Here is an 18121-nt window from a genome sequence, read left to right as displayed (position 1 = left end):
TGTGGGGGAGTCCGCAGCATGGATGCTGCGGCCTAGGCCCCATGGATGGGTTTACGCCGACCCCACAGAAGCATCACCGGTAGCCGACGCGGACCATGGCCACCGAGACTCGAGTCACAGTGCGCAGTTAGCCGCGCCTATGTAATCCGACTGATTCAGACCAGACTGAATCTTTTCAGCCAGACCGCGTGGGGTGATCTTGCCCGCCAGTAACTCTTGCAGACCTTCCGAGACCAATGGGCGATAGCCCGGGTCGACGCTGATCAGTGAGTCGGCAAAGAACGGCTGGGCGACCAGAGAGTTGTTGGCGATCATCTCTGAGGCCATTTGCACGCGCTCATTGTTTACGTCAACCGGGTAGTTTGACGCAGGTACGGCTTCGACCAGGTCGGCAAACAACTGTGCGAACATCGGCGAGGCGTAAAATTCCAGCACCTTCTCGACCGCTTCAATGTCATCAGACTGCGGGTTGTAGGCCAGGTGTGCATCGGTAAAGCCATAGACTTTATTCGCCGAGCCCGGAATGGCCATGTAGCCCAGTTGCAGCTCCGGATCTATCTGATACATAGGAGAGGCCGGGGTTGCAGACCAGATGCCATCGATCATCATCGCCGAGGTACCCAGTGCTACGCCGGTACGCATGGCGCCGTAGTCATCCGCCATCGGGTTCGGGTTCAGGTAGCCTTTGTCCTGCCAGGACTTAAATCGCGCCATGGCGTCAACATAAATGTCGTCGGTAAAGCAGGCCGTGCCTTCCACAACACCCTGGGCCCATTCATCGCTGGTCAGGCCCGCCAGCAGTGTTTCGTGCAGTACCTGGTTTAGGTACCAGCCGTCCCGGCCATCGACGTGAAGAGGCACGATGCCCTGAGCTTTCAGGTCTTCAAAGGTGGCTTCGAGTTCTTCCAGATTGGTCGGTTCCGTGGTCAGTACTGACTTGTTGTACAGAATGGACTCCATCTGCATCACAAAAGGCACGCCATAAACCTGGCCATCGCTGCCGGTTGCGCCCGCCAGGGCAGCCTCGCCAAAGGCTGACATATCAATGCCCAGGTCACTGACCGGAGCTGCAACACCTGCGTCGATCCAGGGTTGCATCCAGGCAGAGCCGGCTTTGGCATGGTAAAGGTCTGGCCGGTTGGTCTGCATGTCGATGCGCAGCTTGGATTCAATGTCTTCGGTATAAACGTTCAGGTTGATCTGAACACCCGGGATCAGGTTTTTCTCGTTGATGTAATCAATCAGCGCCTCGTCCTGAATGCGCCAGCTGTACATTTCTACCGTTGTGCTTTCAGCGAAGGCCAGGTGGCTGGTAGCAAGTGTGGCCGCTGCAGTCGCCAGAACCAGGGTCTTTTTGATGAGTTTCATATGAACCTCTTTATTGTTGGCAGATCACAGCCTGTGATCTTTTTTTAATGAATGCTTCGATAAGGGCAAGCCCAATATAATACCAATAGTAGTACCAAGCAATAACCAGCCGGATTTTTCTTATTGCTTTTTTGAGTCTCTCTCAAAATAATCAATTAAATCAGTTGCTTACCAGCTCGCGGCTTCATCACGAGCGGCAATACCAAGGTGAGCCAGGAGGTTCATCGTTACCCGGGCATCCCGTTCGAACTGGGCAAAAGTGCGCTCCGCGCCTGTGCCCCAGGCCACCTCGGCGGTTGCCAGCAGGCGTGGAAACCACATGTACTCGGCGTGGCGCGGGGTTTCGACGATCTCGGTCCATAAACAGGCCTGAACCCCCTTGATCTTTGCCTTAGCGGCGTCAGAGAGGCCAGCCAGTGGATCAAACGACCAGGCTTTTTTCAGATTGACGGTACCAGCCCAATAGTAACCGGGGTCGAGAGGCTGATCCGTCACGGCCAGATCGAAATAACAATGATGGGCGGGGGTCATGATCACCGGGTGGCCGGCTTCGGCGGCGGCCTGGCCAGCCTCAATGCCTTGCCACGACATCACCCAGGTGTCGGTGGAAACGGCCTGTCCGGTGCGAATTTCTTCCCACCCTACGACGGTTTTGCCCCGTGCCTGAACCTCACGTTCCATCTCGGCCATAAAAGCACCGTGCAAGGCATCAGCAGGCTGACCGTTCTGTTCGGACCAGGCCTGTGCAGCTGGTGACCGCTGCCAGACACCGTCAGGTACTTCATCCGACCCGAGATGGAACAAGGGACCGGGAAAGAGTGAGCACCACTCGTCGAGCAGGGTTTTCATCACTTCAGACGTCTTCGGCAAGGCGGGGTTGATCACATTGCGGTGATGGTGCTGAACACTGGTGTAAACAGAGGCATCGTCTGGCTCAAACAGTTCTGGCAAAGCAATCAGCAGGGCCCGGGCGTGGCCGGGGATATCGAGTTCCGGTACCACGGTGATGCCCAGATCCCGTGCGATGCTCACGGTGTCACGAATGTCATCAGGCGCGTAAGTTCCGCCGTAGGGCTCTGAACCGGAGCCCATTTGCGGACATACAAGCAGGTCGTGCCCCCGCCAGGCCGCAATGCGCGCCAGTTCCGGGTACGCCTCGCTCGGCACACGCCAGCCGTCGTCATCGGTCAGGTGCCAGTGAAAGTGATTGAATTGCAACAAAGCCAGGATATCCAGCCAACCCTGGACAGTACCTGCTAGAAAGAAGTGCCGTACCACATCCAGATGCACACCGCGATACGAAAAAGCGGGCGCGCCAGCCAGTGTTACGCCCGGTTGTGAGCCCGCCAGAATCCATTGCAGCAGGTACTGCATCAGATACGCCTGGCCAGCGTAAAAGCCCGATTCATCTCGATAGCTCAATTCAGCGCCCAGGCTATTGACCGTAAGTCGAAAGCTTTCAGCAAGGTCGTCAGCCAGGGTGGCTTCAATGGGAAAACCATCATCTGCCAGTGCCGGACCAGAGGCGTCGAGCCGGCTAATGAGCCGCTGGTACCAGCCGGTATTCCAGGCCGGGCCTGAGGTTGAGTCTATAAATCGCAGAGCAGTCGGGCAGGGAATCGAAGGCGAGTCAGCGCTTAAATGACTGGGTCTGGGAATAAAGCTCAGGGTATCGGGGGGCACCGCAACGGGTTTAATACAGTGTCGCTCTGCTTCACCTTCGAACCGAACCGGCAGGCGTTGCTCACCCTGAACCAGATAAACACCGTAGGGGCGATCGGTCAGCTTTTTCAGCTCATTCTTACCTGAAAAACTCACGGTCACCGCCTGTTGGCCTGTCCAGGGTGTCTCTAGTTCGAGGCGATGCCAGTCGCCCTGGGCATCCAGCAACCGGGCGCCTTCCAGGCTCGACAGGTCCATGGGGTGCGCGATACTGAAACAGAGTTCGGTTGCGCCCGGTTCCCTGGCTACCGCTTGTGGCAATGTCAGAATCAAATGGTAGTGGCCATCCCGGGCGGTGATGGCGAGTTCGGCCGTTAATGTCATGTTTGAGTCCTTGGTGTTTTTTATAAAGGTATTATATTGGTATTGTCATGGCCAGTGAAAGGTCGTATTCTTGCCCGAAATAATTCTGACCGCCATGCTGTCAAAACTTGAGATCAGAGTAGCAACAACAAGTAACCTGAACGACTGTCATTAATGGTTTTAAATGCCCAAATTGATGACATACCGAGTGCTGACTGCCGGGTAGGCTTATCCGGGGTAGTCTGAGGCATGAATGCCGAAGCCTAGGCCCCATGGACGGGTTCACGCCGACCCCGGAGAAGCCAACCCGGTAGTCAGCACGGATTAAGCCACAAAAAAAGGAGGCGCCGGAAAATGACAACCGCAACGAGTTCGCCTCTTTTTATGGGGATCGACGGGGGTGGGACTTCCTGCCGGGTTCGGCTGGCAGATGGCGATGGCCAGGTGCTGGCTGAAGCCAGTGCCGGCAGTGCCAACGTGTATCAGAGCGTTGAGACCAGTTGGGCCTCTGTTGATCAGGCTACGGCCAGTGTATTACAGGCCAGTGGCCTGCAACCGGCCGACCGGAAAAGATTGGTGGTTGTGGCCGGGTTGGCGGGCTCTGAAATCGAGTCTGCTGCGGCCGCGTTTATGGCGCGACCCCATGGCTTTGACCGGTTCCAGTTATTGAACGACGGCCAGATTGCCTGTGTTGGCGCCCATGACGGTGACGACGGTGCCTTGCTGGTGGTTGGCACCGGCGTGATTGGTGTGTCGTTCCAGCAAGGGCAGTGGCGTCAGGTTTCTGGCTGGGGCTTTCCGCTGGACGACGGCGGCAGTGGCGCTTGGCTGGGTATGCAAGCCGTGCGGCATGCTCTCTGGCAACGGGACGGCCTGATTGAAGGCACTGAACTGACCCGTGCAATCTGGGCGCTGCACCATGATTCGGCCAGTGGTCTTATTGGTTGGGCCCAAAAGGCCAGGTCCGTCGATTATGGTAAGCTGGCGCCTTTGGTAATGAATTGGTATGACCAGGCCGACCCCATTGCCCGCCAGATCGTCTCTGACCAGCTCGATATCCTGAATCGTCTGCTGGACGCCCTGAGCCCGACCCCCCAGCCACTTGTTGTGATGGGCGGCCTGGCCGCCCGGGTAAGCCCCTTGCTGGCAGAGCGGCATCGTTTGCAGCTGCGCACCGCGCAGGGCGACGCACTGGACGGGGCATTGCGGTTGGCCCAGACGAGGAGTCCCGACTGATGGCCACAGCACCGCTTAACGATCAGGATCTGATCGATTTTCTGACCCCGAACCCGGATCGCCCGGGGTCGCTTTACACCCAATTGTCCCGCTCCCTGAGCCAGGCCATTCACGAAGGCTTACTCAAAGACGGCGACTATTTATTGCCCCAGCGTGAGCTGGCCGTTGCGCTGGGTGTTTCCCGGGTCACCGTTCGCAAGGCCATTGAAGCTCTGGTGAACGAAGGGTTGCTGCGCCAGCGCCAGGGTGCGGGCACGGTAGTGACCTCAGGCGAACGCAAGTCGATTCACAAGAACCTCTCGGTTTTGAACAGCTTTACCGAAGACATGATTACCCGGGGCCTTGAGCCCTCGTCGGAATGGGTAAGCCGGATAACGGTGCAAAGTTCACCACGCGAAGCCATGGCGCTGAATCTGTCGCCCGGAAGCCGGGTTGGTCGTTACACCCGGGTGCGCTTTGCCAGTGAAACCCCCATGGCCTACGAGATTGCCTCGGTGCCCGGCAGCATCATTGCTGACGCTAAGGACGTGAACGTGTCGCTGTATCAGGCGCTCGATGAAGCCAATGCCCGGCCGGTTCGCGCCCTGCAAACCATGACTGCGCACAACGCCGATGCCGAAGTGGCGCGGCATCTGAACATCGCGCCGGGTGATGCGGTGCTGTACATCGAACGCCAGGGCTTCGATGGCAGCAACCGCCCGGTGGAATTTACCCGGTCCTGGTACCGGGGTGACATCTACGATTTTGTGACTGAATTATCGGCGATGCCGGCCTGAGCCTGTTGGCCTGGCCGGAACAAGACCGATCATTCCGTCATTAACCCGGGTTTGTACCGGGTTCGGCCAGGAAGGACAGAGTATGCATACGGCATTAATTGCCCCCGCTGTATTTGACGGTTTTGAACGACTGGGTACCAGTGCGCTTCTGATTGAAGGCGACACCCTGGTGGGTCGGGTTTCGCCAAGCGACATCCCCTCGCATTACGCTACAGAATCCTTGCAAGGCGGCTTGCTGGCACCGGGTCTGCTGGACCTGCAGGCCAATGGCGGCGGCGGCGCGCTGTTGAACAATGACCCGAGTTTATCGACCCTGAAGACGATGGCCGAAGGCCATGCCCGCAAAGGCGTAGCGCGCATTCTTGCGACCGTAATTTCCGATACCCGCAAGGTGACCGAGCAGGCGGTAGACGCCGCCATTGCGGCCAGTGCCGATCCGCATTTTGGTATTCTGGGCATTCATGTTGAAGGCCCGTTTTTCAGCAATGAACGCAACGGGGTGCACCATCAGGATCAGTTACGCAAACTGGAGGCAGCCGACTGGGAGTGGCTGGAACGGGCGGCGACCATTCCGGGCATTGTGACGCTGGCGCCAGAACAGGTGGCGGTTGCGGATATCCAGCGCATGGCGTCGCTGGGCTTGCGCGTCAGCGCCGGCCATACCAATGCGGTGTTTGATGAGGTCAACGCGGCCATCCATGCTGGCTTATCCGGCTTTACTCATTTGTTCAATGCCATGCGTCCGCAAACCGGTCGCGAACCCGGTGTGGTTGGAGCGGCTCTGGCCAGTGATGAGACCTGGTGCGGCGTGATCGCCGATGGCATTCATGTGCACCCGGCCTCTTTGCGATTGGCCTTGAAAGCCAAGCCCAGAGGCAAGGTCTATCTGGTCAGCGATGCGATGGCGACCATCGGATCGGTCGACAAGCAATTCCGGCTCTATGGTGAGTGGATTTCAGAAGTCGATGGTCGCCTGGTCAATGCGGCGGGCCGACTCGCCGGCAGCGCCATTTCCCTGGTCGATGCGGTGCGCTATTGCTGCGAGCACTTGCAGGTGCCAGTCGATGAAGCCATTGCCATGGCCAGTCGCTACCCGGCGGAATACCTCGGCATAGACGACCGCTTCGGTAGTTTGCGACCGGGCCGCATAGCCGATGTTACCTGGTTTGATGACGCCATGAACGTGAAGGGGCTCTGGCGGGCTGGTGTTAGGTTGGTGCCATGAGTCCGAAATTCTGCGGCCAAATCTGGCTGGGTGGTTGCTATTCCTATTGCGCCGATCGGATCGCCGGGTATGCCGACTGAAGGTACGCCGTGAACCCATCCGTGGGGGCTCGAAGACAGCATCCATGCTGTCTCACGACCTTCAGTCGGCACACCCGGCGATCCTTGGATAGTCAGTGGTTGAACCGTACGAATTTCTAACCCTTAGCATCTGTCTAACTCATATCAAACATTTCATTTAATCATCTTTCGAGTCGTTGATATGCAAATCGTAATTCTGGATACACCCGAGCAAGTCGCCAACTATGGCGCAGACCGGTTCGCGGATCAGTTAAAACACAAGCCGGATTCGGTACTGGGCCTGGCCACAGGCTCAACCCCAATTGCGTTGTACAACGCATTGATAGCACGGGTGCAACGCGGCGAACTGAGTTTTGCCAAAGCCCGAACCTTTAATCTGGATGAATACCTAGGGTTGGCCGGTACGCACCTACAAAGCTATCGCTACTTTATGAATGAACATTTGTTTCGGCATCTGGATATTGATCTGGCCAATACCGCCGTTCCTGATGGTGCTACCGAGGAGCCGCTGGCCGCCTGCGATGCGTATGAAGCCGCGATTAAGGCCGCTGGCGGGATTGATTTGCAGTTATTGGGCATCGGTCGCAATGGTCACATCGGTTTCAATGAACCCAGCTCCAGCCTAGCGTCGCGCACCCGGGTTAAAACGCTGACGCCGGATACGGTGAAGGCTAATCAACGCTTTTTTGAAGCCGGTGAGTTTCAGCCGCATCTGTCGATCACCATGGGCATTGGTACCATTATGGAGGCGCGGCAGATTCTGTTGCTGGCGACCGGTGAGGGCAAGGCAGCGGCGGTGCGGGCGACGGTGGAGGGGCCGCTCGCGGCACGGTGCCCGGCGTCTATCTTGCAGATGCACCCCAAAGCCACGCTGGTGCTAGACCGGGCAGCGGCCAGTCAGTTGGAAGATGTGGCGTTTTATCAGTACATCGAGCAGGAAAATCAGCGCCTGCCCGGCGTTTGAACTCTGTGATAGGGTAGCGAGTTCACTCCGATAACAGAGATGCAGTATGGCCATTCTGGTGGATATGACCGGCAGCGAAAGCCGGCTCGATGCGATTAAAACCGATTTTAAGCGACTGGGTATTTCCGACCCCGTCTGGTTGCCGGGTGAAGACTATGACCCGGCCAGCATTGAGCTGGTGCTCGCCTGGAAGCCGCAAATCAGAGACTGGTCGGCTTATACCGGGGTGAAGCTGGTGCAAAGCTGGGGCGCCGGAGTGGATCACTTGCTGGATGCGGGTTTTCCGGCCGGCTGGCCAGTGGCCCGTTTTATGGGCCAGTCTCTGAAAGACCGGATGGTGCGTTATGTCTGTGCACAGTTGAGCAACTGGCAGCTGGATATGCCGCGACTGGTTCAGGCTCACAACGAAAAGCGCTGGGATTGGCATGATGGCCGCTGGGGTGAGCAGGTGCTGATTCTGGGGCTGGGTGAGCTGGGCCAGTCTGTTGCAGAAGCACTGGTGGTGCAGGGCTACAGGGTCAGTGGCTGGAGCCAGTCGCCGAAGCAACTCCGCGGGGTTGAATCCCTGACCGGGAAGCCCGGTTTGAATGCCGGGCTGGCCAGGGCGGATTATCTGATCAATTTATTGCCACTGACTTCTGCCACTCGTGGACTGCTCGGCAGCGAACTCTGGGCACGGTGCGAGCGCCAGCCTGTCGTCATGAATGTGGGCAGAGGCGCCTCGCTGGCTGAAGATGATCTGATACCTGCGCTTGAAGTCGGGCAGCTCAGTGGCGCCATTCTGGATGTGTTCGAGACAGAGCCGCTGCCACCGCAGAGCCCGCTCTGGTCACATCCGAGCATCTGGGTCACGCCGCACATTGCCTCGATCAGTGATCCGTCGGATGTCATTCGGCTGGCGATCGATAACTTGCGCCAGGTCAGGGCCGGCGAGCCGCCCCGGTACCCGGTAGATTTGAGCCGGGAGTACTGAGCAGGCCCTTCGTCAGGCTCGGGGTGAGTCACAGTGAAGCAAAAAAAACGGGCCGAAGCCCGTTAACGCATCACGCTGAAAGAGATATCAGATCACTCGGTAATCACAGTGTCGATCACGTGAATAACACCGTTTGAAGTTTCAATGTCAGTGGCGATCACGGTTGCGCCATTGACCATGACATTGCCGCCCATTACTTCGATGGTCAGGGTTTCACCGGTAATGGTTTCGGCGCTGCTCAGGCCTACGACGTCCTCGGCCATGACTTTACCGGCCACGACGTGCAAGCCGAGAATAGCGCCCAGTGCTTCCGGATCTTCCAGCAGGCTGTTCAGAGTAGCGCTCGGGATCTTGTCGAAGGCGGCATCGTTCGGGGCAAAGACTGTGAACGGTCCGTCGCCCTGCAGCGTCTCCACCAGACCAGCGGCCTGAACAGCGGCTACCAGGGTGTTGAAGTCGTCGGCTTCGACGGCGGTTTCAACGATGTCTTTGCTGGCCATGTGAGCGCCTGCAAACGCCGTTGCTGCGAAGACTACGGAAGCCAGGGTAATGGTTGCGCGTTTGATCAAATTCATATCAGTAAAGCTCCTGTCGTGCGTTATCGGTTCGCGGGATAATCGGTATCCGGCGATTTTAAGGTTAGGATCTGCACTCGACAGATCGAACTGCCCCCTAGATACGCATCTGGCTCATCCGGCGGTTTGTTAAGCAAATCTGGGTGTCTCACGCAAAATATTCCGTCAAACCAGTTTATATTGACCCTCGTATACGGGCTGGTAGACCGCCGGATGTCGTTAAAAAGTAAAGAAGCCCGGCGATGCAAGCCGGTGATTTCCCGGGTCAATCGCGACAGGAATGAGACAGTTTATGCCGGAAAGGAAGCAATACCCCAGGCCGGGCCCGAACCTGTGAGCACAGTGCGAATGGCGCTTGACTTGGTTTGAATGCGAACGTATGTTTCAAACGATCGTTTGAACACTGAAGTCGGTTCGGTTCCGCCCGCTTACGTTTTGGTTGAACCGCGCTGGCCGCTTACCGCCTACGGGCCCTGTTGAGGTGAACACAATGCCAGCTTATAAAGCCCCCCTGCGCGATCTGCAATTCGTTATGCATGAAATGCTTGACGCAGAATCCCACTACCAGGCCATCGGTGCCGAAGATGCTACCCGCGACATGGTCGATGCCATCATGGGTGAAGCCGCCAAGTTCTGTGAAGAAGTACTGTCACCCTTGAATCAGGTGGGCGATCAGGAAGGCTGCACCTGGAACGACGGTGAAGTGACCACCCCAACCGGTTTTAAAGCGGCCTATCAGCAGTGGGTCGATAACGGCTGGCCATCACTGGCGCAACCGACTGAGTTCGGCGGCCAGGGCCTGCCCGACTCGGTGGGCAATGTGGTGTCGGAAATGGTCTCTACCGCCAACTGGGCCTGGGGCATGTACCCGGGTCTGTCGCATGGCGCAATGAATACCATTGAATTGCACGGTACCGATGAGCAAAAAGAAGTCTACTTGTCGAAGCTGGTGTCAGGCGAGTGGACCGGTACCATGTGCCTGACTGAACCGCATTGTGGGTCTGACCTGGGCACGCTGAAATCCAAGGCCGAAGAAAACGCCGACGGCTCTTACGCCATCAGTGGCACCAAGATTTTCATCTCTTCCGGCGAACACGATATGGCCGAGAACATCGTCCACATCGTTCTGGCCCGTCTGCCAGGCGCACCGGAAGGCACTAAAGGCATTTCGCTGTTCATCGTGCCGAAAGTCCTGCCTGATGGTACCCGCAATGATGTCAAATGCGGCTCCATCGAGCACAAGATGGGCATTCACGGCAATGCCACCTGCGTGATGAACTTCGATGGCGCAAAAGGCTTCCTGATCGGCCCGCCGAACCAGGGCCTGAAGTGCATGTTCACCTTTATGAACTTTGCTCGTCTGGGTACGGCAATGCAGGGTGTTGCTTCGGCCGAGCTCTCCTTCCAGGGCGCGCTGACGTATGCTCGTGATCGCCTGGCGATGCGCAGCCTGACCGGCCCGAAAGCACCGGAAAAGCCGGCAGATCCGATCATTGTTCACCCCGATGTGCGTCGCATGCTGCTGACCCAGAAAGCCTTTGCCGAAGGCGGCCGCATGATGATGATGCACGCCAGCCAAATGGTCGATCTGGTCAAATACAGCAAAGACGAGGCGCAGAAGAAGGAAGCCGACGATCTATTGAGCTTCCTGACGCCGATTGCCAAGGCCTTCCTGACCGAGGTGGGAACTGAAGCCGCTAACCACGGTGTGCAGGTTTACGGTGGTCATGGCTACATTCAAGAGTGGGGCATGGAGCAAATCGTTCGCGATAACCGCATTGCCCAGCTGTATGAAGGCACCACGGGTATTCAGGCACTCGACCTGCTCGGCCGTAAAGTGCTGATGACTCAGGGTGAAGCGCTGAAGAATTTCACCAAGATCGTGCACAAGTTCTGCAAGGCCAACGCTGAGAACGAAGCCATCAAACCGATGGTGACACAGCTGGCGACGCTGAACAAAGAGTGGGGCGACCTGACCATGCAGATCGGCATGAAAGCCATGCAGAACCGCGAGGAAGTTGGCGGTGCCGCGGTCGATTACCTGATGTACTCAGGCTACGCTGTGCTGGCGTACTACTGGGCACTGATGGCTGAAAAAGCTCAGGCAACCCTGGCCGCTGGCACCGATGAAGTCGATTTTTACCAGGCCAAGCTGACCACGGCCCAGTTCTATTTCGACCGCATTCTGCCACGTACAGCCGGTCATAAGGGCTGCATGTTGGCCGGTGTCGACAGCACCATGGCACTGGATGAAGCGCACTTCGCGTTTTAAACCTTTGAAGCGGGCTCTGATGAGCCCGCTTTGACAAGTACAGGTCGGATTTGCTGTTGGTGGCGGGAGTGCGTATCAGGCACCGGGGATAGCTATCCGGGGTCGGCGTGGACCCGTCCGTGGGGCCTAGATCGCAACATCCCTGTTGCGAACTACCCCGGATAGCGATCCCCGGCACCTGATACTTGGCTTGTAGCCGATTTCGAAAATTAGTGATGTAAGACAGTGGTTTGTTTTACTAGCTATCTGACCCAGATAACCAGGTAACCGATCATGGCAAATTACAAAGCACCCATTCAGGACATGCAGTTCGTACTGCACGACGTGTTCAAAGCCGACGACCTGTGGGCCAGTATGCCTACTACGTCAGAAGTGACGCCGGATCTGGTGTCGGCCATTCTTGAAGAAGGCGCGCGCGTTTGTGAAAACGAGCTGTTCCCCATCAACCGCCAGGGTGATGAGGAAGGCTGCACCTGGAAAGACGGCGAAGTGACAACGCCGACGGGTTTCAAAGAAGCCTACGCGACCTACGCCGAGAGCGGATGGCTGAGTTTGGGCGGTGACCCTGAGTTTGGTGGCCAGGGCATGCCGAAAATGCTGACGGTGATGTTCGAGGAAATGGTTTATGCGGCCAATACCTCGTTTGCGCTGTATCCGGCGCTGACCGCCGGTGCCTGTTTGTGCCTGTTGCACCATGCCAGTGATGAACTGAAGCAAACCTATCTGCCGCCGATGTACGAAGGCCGCTGGTCGGGTTCCATGTGTCTGACCGAGCCACATTGTGGTACGGATCTGGGCATTATGAAGACCAAGGCGGTGCCTGGCGATGACGGCAACTATAAAATTTCTGGTACCAAGATTTTCATTACCGGTGGCGAGCACGATTTGAATGAAAACATCATTCATCTGGTGCTGGCCAAGTTGCCGGATGCCCCCGCCGGGCCAAAAGGCATTTCCCTCTTTGTTGTGCCCAAGTTCAAAGTGAACGCCGATGGCTCGCTGGGTGAGCGCAATTTGCTGGCCTGTGGCTCCATTGAACACAAGATGGGCATTAAAGGGTCGGCGACGTGCGTGATGAATTTCGACGGCGCGGAAGGCTATCTGGTCGGTGAAGAAAACCGCGGCCTGGCGGCGATGTTCACCATGATGAACTACGAGCGCCTGTCGATAGGCTTGCAGGGCATCGGCCTGGGTGATGTGTCGTATCAGCTTGCGCGCGAGTACGCGCTGGAGCGGATTCAGAGCCGGTCTCCGGCCGGTAAAGTGCAGCCGGATCAGGTCGCCGACCCGATCATCGTGCACCCGGATGTCCGCCGTATGCTGCTGACTCAGCGTGCCTACACTGAGGGCGGTCGTGCCTTTGCGGCCTATGTCGGTATGTGGCTGGATATGGCCAAGGGCCACCCGGATGACGCAACGCGCACCAAAGCCGAAGGCCTGGTTGCCTTACTGACACCGGTTGCCAAGGCGTATTTTACCGATCGCGGGCTGGATGCCACGGTGCTTGGCCAGCAGGTATTGGGCGGCCACGGTTACATTCGTGAGTGGGGCCTGGAGCAGTTCGTGCGCGATGCCCGCATTGCCCAGATCTACGAAGGCACCAACGGCATTCAGGCGCTGGATTTGATGGGCCGGAAGATTGCGGCCAATCAGGGTGCTTTCTTCCAGAGTTTCAAGCAGGAAGTTCAGGCGTTTATTGGCAGTACTCCCGATCTGGTTGAATTCAACGGTCCGCTCGCGGATGCGCTGGCCCGGCTGGATGATGCCACCACAGCGGTGCTGAACCAGGTGAAAGACGACCCGAACGCCATTGGTGCCGCCAGTTGCGATTACCTGAATCTCTTTGGCCTCACCGCCTACGCCTACATGTGGGCGATGATGGCCAACGCGGCCAAAGCGCGGGACTCAGAGTTTCATCGCACCAAGCTGGAGACCGCCCGGTTCTTCATGCAACGTTTGCTGCCCGAGTCTCTGGGTTATCACGCCAAGGTATTGGCTGGCAGCGAAACTCTTATGGCGACCCCCGCCGACGCCTTTTAACATCTGTTAGTGTCGAGCCCGCCATTGGCGGGCTGTCTTTTTCTTAACAACCCCTCTTCTACGTTTGGTGTTCTCGATTCCGGAACGCATTTGTTCAGTAACCGTTCACTTCCTTCAGTTTTTTCTAATCTGTCCGATAACCTTGGTCTAGACTATCGTCTAAAGAGTACCCCAGGGCCGGGAAGCTCGCATTTTGCCAGTGTTTGTTGGCAGATATTTGGATGAAAAGTGCCCGTGTTTAGGGAATAAGCACGCGACGAATGGGTTAACTGGAAGAGTGAGTGTTGCATGAAATCGTTCAAACACTGGTCGTTAAAGAATAAGATCCGCCTGCCACTGCTGTTGCTTGCCCTGTTCATTTTCTGGATGTCGTTCCAGTCTTACCGGGCGATGACTGAAATCGATTCACAGGTTGCTGCCTTTGATCAGCAATACTTCCCGGCCATATCAGCAGCCCTGAATGCCGATCGCGATCTGTACCAGGCGTTGGTGGCCATGCGTGAATACGTGGAGCTAGGCGCCAGCGCCGACCCGGAGACGCTGCAGGCGCTTGATGCCGAGCGGCTTGAAAACTACCAGCAAGCGCTCGACCGGGGGCTAAACGCCATTGAAATGATGGGTGACCAGCTCGAGCCGAACACGGCGGCGCAATACCGTTCTCAAATGCAAGCCTGGCTCGCCCATGGCGACGAGGTCATCGCCAACGGCAATTCGAATGATGATCTTGCTCTGTTCAATGCCCCGCGCGACTCGCTCAATCTGCTGGGAGAACGCGTTGATCAACTGGCCAATGATGCAGCATCGACTGCGACAGCAACACTGCATCAGCAAACCAATTTTCAGTTATTCCAGGTAATCTTGTTGTTGGTCATTTTCATATCGATCGGTTTCGTTCTGCCCATTATGCTGGTTCGGCCGATTGAAATGCTGCGCGACAAGATGAACGACATTGCTCAGGGTGAGGGCGATCTAACCGCCCGGTTAACCGCCCGCTCGGAGGATGAGCTGGGTCAGCTGGCTCTGGCCTTTAATGCAGTGATCGAAAAACTGCAGAAATCGATTTCTGTGGTCAAAGACGTCAATGTGCATCTTGAACAGGGGGCTTCCTCGCTGCGCGAAGCGGCGGCGGGCAACATCAAGCTGGCTGATGAGCAACACCAGACCGTTGATCAGGTGGTTACGGCTGTCGAGGAGATGCACGGGGCTGCCCGTGAGATCGCCAATAATTCGAATTCCGGTGCCGATGCGGCGAATGAAGCACAGAACTCGGTAGGGCAGGGTACGGAGGTCTCGCAGCAGGCCAACGAGCGTGTTGCGCAGTTGTCTGACCGTCTGAACCGGTCCTCCGAAGCTGTTGGCCGCCTGGCCGAAGAGGCCGTCAGCATCGCCTCCGTGCTGGATGTTATTCGCGGTATTGCCGAGCAGACCAACTTGTTGGCGTTGAACGCGGCGATTGAAGCGGCGCGTGCAGGGGAGCAGGGGCGTGGTTTTGCCGTTGTCGCCGACGAGGTTCGGGCGCTGGCCAGCAAGACTCAGCAGTCGACCGAGGACATCCAAAAGCGGATTGAAACCCTGCAAGCGGGCGTCGATGAAACTGTGGGCGCCATGAAAAGCGGCATCGAAGTGCTGGAAAGTACCGTTTCTGACGTTGCCAGTGCAGCCGACTCGTTCAGATCCATCGAAGGGGCCATTTCGCAGATTACCGATATGTCGATGCAAATTGCTACGGCCACCGAAGAGCAAACCCATGTGGTCGAGGAAATTAACAAGAATCTGCAGATGATTTCAGATTACTCAAGCCGCAGTTCTGACCAGTCACGCAATCTGAGTGAACTGGCTGAAAACTTGAAGTTGCGCACTGATGAACTTAGCGATGTGGTTGGGCGATTCAAGGTATAGCTTTTAGCTACTGCAGCTGAGCGGATGAGCGTGATAGCTTGCCGGAGGCGGTGCGCGCCAGCGCTGCCATTCCGGCCGGACTTCGAACGGTGATTGCAGGGCGGCGAGGTAGCTGTGCAGCAGTGAATCGTCGCCCTGCTCACAGGCGTCTATTACAGCCTGGGCGTGGTGGGTACGCAGAATCGAGACCGGGTTGCTGGCCAGCGCCAGGGTTTGGGTGTCGGGTTCCTGCTCACGGCGTTCCGCCAGCGCCTGGCGGAAGCGGCGAAAACGTGAGCGGTCACTGTAATCATCGTCGAGTCTGGCCCAGTCTGAGGTTTCCATCTCGGCCAGCTCGCGCAGCGGGCGATGAAAGTCTACCGCTTCATCGGTGGCCAGTTGCATCCAGTCGCGAATCAGCGACTGGTCTTCCTCAGATACGTTCAATACCCCCAGACGCGCTCCCATCAACTCAAGAAACCGGGCGTTGTAGTGTTCAGCAAATCGGCTCAGGCTGTCGCGCAAGGCACCCTGGTCGGCGATGCCCGCCAGGGCCTGGGCCAGGCATTGCAGGTTCCAGAAGGCAATGTCCGGCTGCCGATTGTAGGCGTAGCGACCGCCGGTGTCGGTATGGTTGCAGATAAAGCCGGGTTGCAGGGCGTCGAGAAAAGCATAGGGACCGTAGTCGAAGGTATCGCCGATGATGCTCATGTTGTCGGTGTTCATCACCCCGTGACAAAAGCCGGTACTCATCCAGTGGGCGATCAGGTGGGCGGTGCGGGTAACCACCGCATCAAACAGGGCGGCGGCGGGGTCCGGGGTATTCTTGCAGTCGGGAAACAGGTGGGTCAGACAAAACGCGAGCAATTGCTCCAGTTTGTCAGTCTGGCCGCTGAAGGCAAACCATTCGAAGTGACCAAAGCGGATGTGGGTTTTGGCCACGCGCAGCAGCATCGCGCCGTTCTCAAGCCGCTCGCGCATGACGGGTTCGTCAGACCCGACTAACGCCAGCGCGCGGGTCGTGGGAATACCCAGTCCGTGCAAGGCTTCACTGGCCAACAGCTCGCGGATGGATGATCGCAGGACGGCACGGCCATCGCCGAACCGGCTGAACGGCGTTTTCCCGGCACCTTTGAGGTGAAAGTCCCAGTGTTGGCCCTGGCCATCGACCCACTCTCCCAGCAGTAGGCCACGACCGTCGCCAAGGTCCGGATTGAAGGTGCCAAACTGGTGTCCGGCGTATTTCTGGGCAATGGGGTCGGTGCCTTCCAGTTGGCCGTGGCCGGAGAAGGCGGCCAGCACATCGTCATCGGGCGGGTTTGGCCAATTCAGCTCGCGTGCCAGGGGCTCGTTCCAGGCGACCCAACGCGGATTCTTCATCGGCGTGGGTGTTACCCGGGCATAGGTACCCGGCAGCTCCCGCTGATAGCGGTTGTCAAACTGCACGGTGGTAACCAGATCATCAGGCATGGGCGCTCAATCATTGCGGGCGATAGCTACGAGCATGGGGGGTATGGCAGGGAAGTCAAGCCAGTGGCGAGAGTGACATTAGGTGGAATTGGCGCTGCAGTTCAGTGGTGTCGCAGGGAAAGTTGGGGGCGCGGGCAACAGGTCGGTAACCAGCCGTTGCGATACGTCGCGGCTTCGCCAGCCTGAAAGCAGAGCCGATCCCGTCGCGGATGAAGGGTAACCGGTTGGGGAAACAGCCTGCCTTGGCCGACTCAGCTGCCCACTGAGGAGTCCTTTGGGTAGTGCGAATCAGGTTCATAAAACCAGTATGTGGTCTTGGCTTCCTGCACCGGGTGCGTCCAATGCACCCCAGCTCGTCCTGAGCAATGAGTGCATTATGCAGTGGCCCGGGTGTCTGCAAAAGGCGTCATCGGTGACACCCTGTGTAGGAAATTGACTACAAAGGTCACCCTGCTTCGGTCAGCTGGGTGTTCAGCGACTGAATGCTGCGCGCCATGTTTTCAATCAGCGTCAGTACGGTATCCGGGTGGGATTTGATCAGCGAGATGAACTGGTCTTTGGGTACCGCTAATACAGTGCAGGGTTCGGCGGCGATGACGGTAGCTGAACGCGGTTCGCCGGTGAACACAGCCATGGCGCCGAAAATCTCGTCTTTCAGGACTTCGCCGACCGGGGCCCCGGCCACCGTCACGTCGGCCCGGCCCGTCAGAATGGTGAACACTTCATGTGCCGGTTCGCCTTCGGCGATGATGACCTCCCCGGCAGCAAAGTTCAGAAACCCAGTTAGCGGCTGCTTGTCGGCTTCGGTCAGGTAGCGACCGAAGGCGTGCATAAACAGGGCCGACAGCGAGATCAGGTAGCTGGTCCAGATAGACTGACGCTGCCGGTTCTCCAGGCAATGTTGCAGCAGAACGTCAGCCGCGTAGGCTTCAAGTTCAACCGGACCATCGCTGCTGATGCGAAACGAGGGTAACTGGTAGCAGTCGGACAGGCCGACCACATCACCGGGTTCGTAATAGAGGCAGTGACGTTCCTCCTGATGCCCTTGCAAGGTACCACTGCGCAGAATGAACAGCGTTTCGCGGGTATGGCTGGCATACAGGTCGGTGACTGAGTCGAGCGACAATAACTGGCCTTCGGGCCGGTCTTCAAACAGCTTGTCGGCCAGAATTCTCAGGCGTTCCTGCAATTGATCGGTAACAGGCGACCGCTCACCCAGTAAAAGCATATACAATTCCT

At 57.5% G+C, this 18121-nt stretch carries 13 protein-coding genes; 8 read left to right on the top strand and 5 right to left on the bottom strand.

The annotated features are described in order from the left end of the window. Nucleotides 1-114: 114 nt before the first annotated feature. Nucleotides 115-1368 (bottom strand): ABC transporter substrate-binding protein, encoded by a 1254-nt coding sequence (locus EP166_RS10475; RefSeq protein ID WP_127556756.1) that lies wholly within the window; start codon nt 1366-1368, stop codon nt 115-117. A 168-nt stretch (nt 1369-1536) separates the two neighbouring features. Beyond that, nucleotides 1537-3414 (bottom strand): beta-N-acetylhexosaminidase, encoded by a 1878-nt coding sequence (locus EP166_RS10470; protein ID WP_127556755.1) that lies wholly within the window; start codon nt 3412-3414, stop codon nt 1537-1539. Between the two features lie 333 nt (nt 3415-3747). On the opposite strand from EP166_RS10470, the gene EP166_RS10465 reads away from it, so the two are divergent. The 5 genes from EP166_RS10465 (at nt 3748) to EP166_RS10445 (ending at nt 8647) form a co-directional block, all read left to right on the top strand. Continuing rightward, nucleotides 3748-4629 carry a glucosamine kinase nucleotide-binding domain-containing protein gene (locus tag EP166_RS10465; protein ID WP_127556754.1) on the top strand — a complete coding sequence of 294 codons (882 nt, stop codon included), beginning with the start codon at nt 3748-3750 and terminating at the stop codon, nt 4627-4629. After that, nucleotides 4629-5405 carry a GntR family transcriptional regulator gene (locus EP166_RS10460; protein WP_127556753.1) on the top strand — a complete coding sequence of 259 codons (777 nt, stop codon included), beginning with the start codon at nt 4629-4631 and terminating at the stop codon, nt 5403-5405. Before EP166_RS10465 ends, EP166_RS10460 begins: the two co-directional genes overlap by 1 nt. Before the next feature lie 82 nt (nt 5406-5487). Beyond that, nucleotides 5488-6630, top strand: a complete 1143-nt coding sequence (gene nagA / locus EP166_RS10455) for an N-acetylglucosamine-6-phosphate deacetylase (protein ID WP_127556752.1) — start codon at nt 5488-5490, stop codon at nt 6628-6630. A 261-nt stretch (nt 6631-6891) separates the two neighbouring features. After that, nucleotides 6892-7674: a glucosamine-6-phosphate deaminase gene (gene nagB / locus EP166_RS10450; protein WP_127556751.1), complete on the top strand. Its 783-nt coding sequence runs from the start codon at nt 6892-6894 to the stop codon at nt 7672-7674. A 46-nt stretch (nt 7675-7720) separates the two neighbouring features. Beyond that, nucleotides 7721-8647 carry an NAD(P)-dependent oxidoreductase gene (locus EP166_RS10445; RefSeq protein WP_127556750.1) on the top strand — a complete coding sequence of 309 codons (927 nt, stop codon included), beginning with the start codon at nt 7721-7723 and terminating at the stop codon, nt 8645-8647. Between the two features lie 92 nt (nt 8648-8739). Here EP166_RS10445 and EP166_RS10440 read toward each other — a convergent pair whose 3' ends face one another. Continuing rightward, entirely contained in the window at nt 8740-9222 is a 483-nt protein-coding gene (locus EP166_RS10440) for a fasciclin domain-containing protein (protein WP_127556749.1), read from the bottom strand. 490 nt (nt 9223-9712) lie between these two features. On the opposite strand from EP166_RS10440, the gene EP166_RS10435 reads away from it, so the two are divergent. From EP166_RS10435 to EP166_RS10425, 3 genes are all read left to right on the top strand, one after another. Continuing rightward, nucleotides 9713-11494, top strand: a complete 1782-nt coding sequence (locus EP166_RS10435; RefSeq protein ID WP_127556748.1) for an acyl-CoA dehydrogenase C-terminal domain-containing protein — start codon at nt 9713-9715, stop codon at nt 11492-11494. Between the two features lie 273 nt (nt 11495-11767). Continuing rightward, on the top strand, nt 11768-13534 hold the full coding sequence (locus EP166_RS10430) for an acyl-CoA dehydrogenase C-terminal domain-containing protein (RefSeq protein ID WP_127556747.1): 1767 nt from the start codon (nt 11768-11770) through the stop codon (nt 13532-13534). A 288-nt stretch (nt 13535-13822) separates the two neighbouring features. Beyond that, a complete protein-coding gene (locus tag EP166_RS10425; RefSeq protein WP_127556746.1) occupies nt 13823-15433 on the top strand; it encodes a methyl-accepting chemotaxis protein in 1611 nt (536 codons plus the stop codon). 3 nt (nt 15434-15436) lie between these two features. Here the strand turns inward: EP166_RS10425 and EP166_RS10420 are convergent, their stop codons facing one another. Continuing rightward, nucleotides 15437-16882, bottom strand: a complete 1446-nt coding sequence (locus EP166_RS10420; RefSeq protein ID WP_127556745.1) for a protein adenylyltransferase SelO — start codon at nt 16880-16882, stop codon at nt 15437-15439. 445 nt (nt 16883-17327) lie between these two features. Continuing rightward, entirely contained in the window at nt 17328-18110 is a 783-nt protein-coding gene (locus EP166_RS10415; protein WP_164743898.1) for a cyclic nucleotide-binding domain-containing protein, read from the bottom strand. Nucleotides 18111-18121 lie beyond the last annotated feature (11 nt).

The sequence above is a fragment of the Saccharospirillum alexandrii genome, from assembly GCF_004000275.1.
GTDB classification, from domain to species: Bacteria; Pseudomonadota; Gammaproteobacteria; order Pseudomonadales; family Natronospirillaceae; genus Saccharospirillum; species Saccharospirillum alexandrii.
Note: the sequence above shows the minus strand (reverse complement) of the source record. Positions and strands in the feature narration are given on the sequence as shown.

Bases quoted from the DNA above. Each gene is read 5' to 3' on its own strand.
- EP166_RS10475 (WP_127556756.1), bottom strand. From the start codon at position 1,368: ATGAAACTCATCAAAAAGACCCTGGTTCTGGCGACTGCAGCGGCCACA.
- EP166_RS10470 (WP_127556755.1), bottom strand. From the start codon at position 3,414: ATGACATTAACGGCCGAACTCGCCATCACCGCCCGGGATGGCCACTAC.
- EP166_RS10465 (WP_127556754.1), top strand. From the start codon at position 3,748: ATGACAACCGCAACGAGTTCGCCTCTTTTTATGGGGATCGACGGGGGT.
- EP166_RS10460 (WP_127556753.1), top strand. From the start codon at position 4,629: ATGGCCACAGCACCGCTTAACGATCAGGATCTGATCGATTTTCTGACC.
- nagA (WP_127556752.1), top strand. From the start codon at position 5,488: ATGCATACGGCATTAATTGCCCCCGCTGTATTTGACGGTTTTGAACGA.
- nagB (WP_127556751.1), top strand. From the start codon at position 6,892: ATGCAAATCGTAATTCTGGATACACCCGAGCAAGTCGCCAACTATGGC.
- EP166_RS10445 (WP_127556750.1), top strand. From the start codon at position 7,721: ATGGCCATTCTGGTGGATATGACCGGCAGCGAAAGCCGGCTCGATGCG.
- EP166_RS10440 (WP_127556749.1), bottom strand. From the start codon at position 9,222: ATGAATTTGATCAAACGCGCAACCATTACCCTGGCTTCCGTAGTCTTC.
- EP166_RS10435 (WP_127556748.1), top strand. From the start codon at position 9,713: ATGCCAGCTTATAAAGCCCCCCTGCGCGATCTGCAATTCGTTATGCAT.
- EP166_RS10430 (WP_127556747.1), top strand. From the start codon at position 11,768: ATGGCAAATTACAAAGCACCCATTCAGGACATGCAGTTCGTACTGCAC.
- EP166_RS10425 (WP_127556746.1), top strand. From the start codon at position 13,823: ATGAAATCGTTCAAACACTGGTCGTTAAAGAATAAGATCCGCCTGCCA.
- EP166_RS10420 (WP_127556745.1), bottom strand. From the start codon at position 16,882: ATGCCTGATGATCTGGTTACCACCGTGCAGTTTGACAACCGCTATCAG.
- EP166_RS10415 (WP_164743898.1), bottom strand. From the start codon at position 18,110: ATGCTTTTACTGGGTGAGCGGTCGCCTGTTACCGATCAATTGCAGGAA.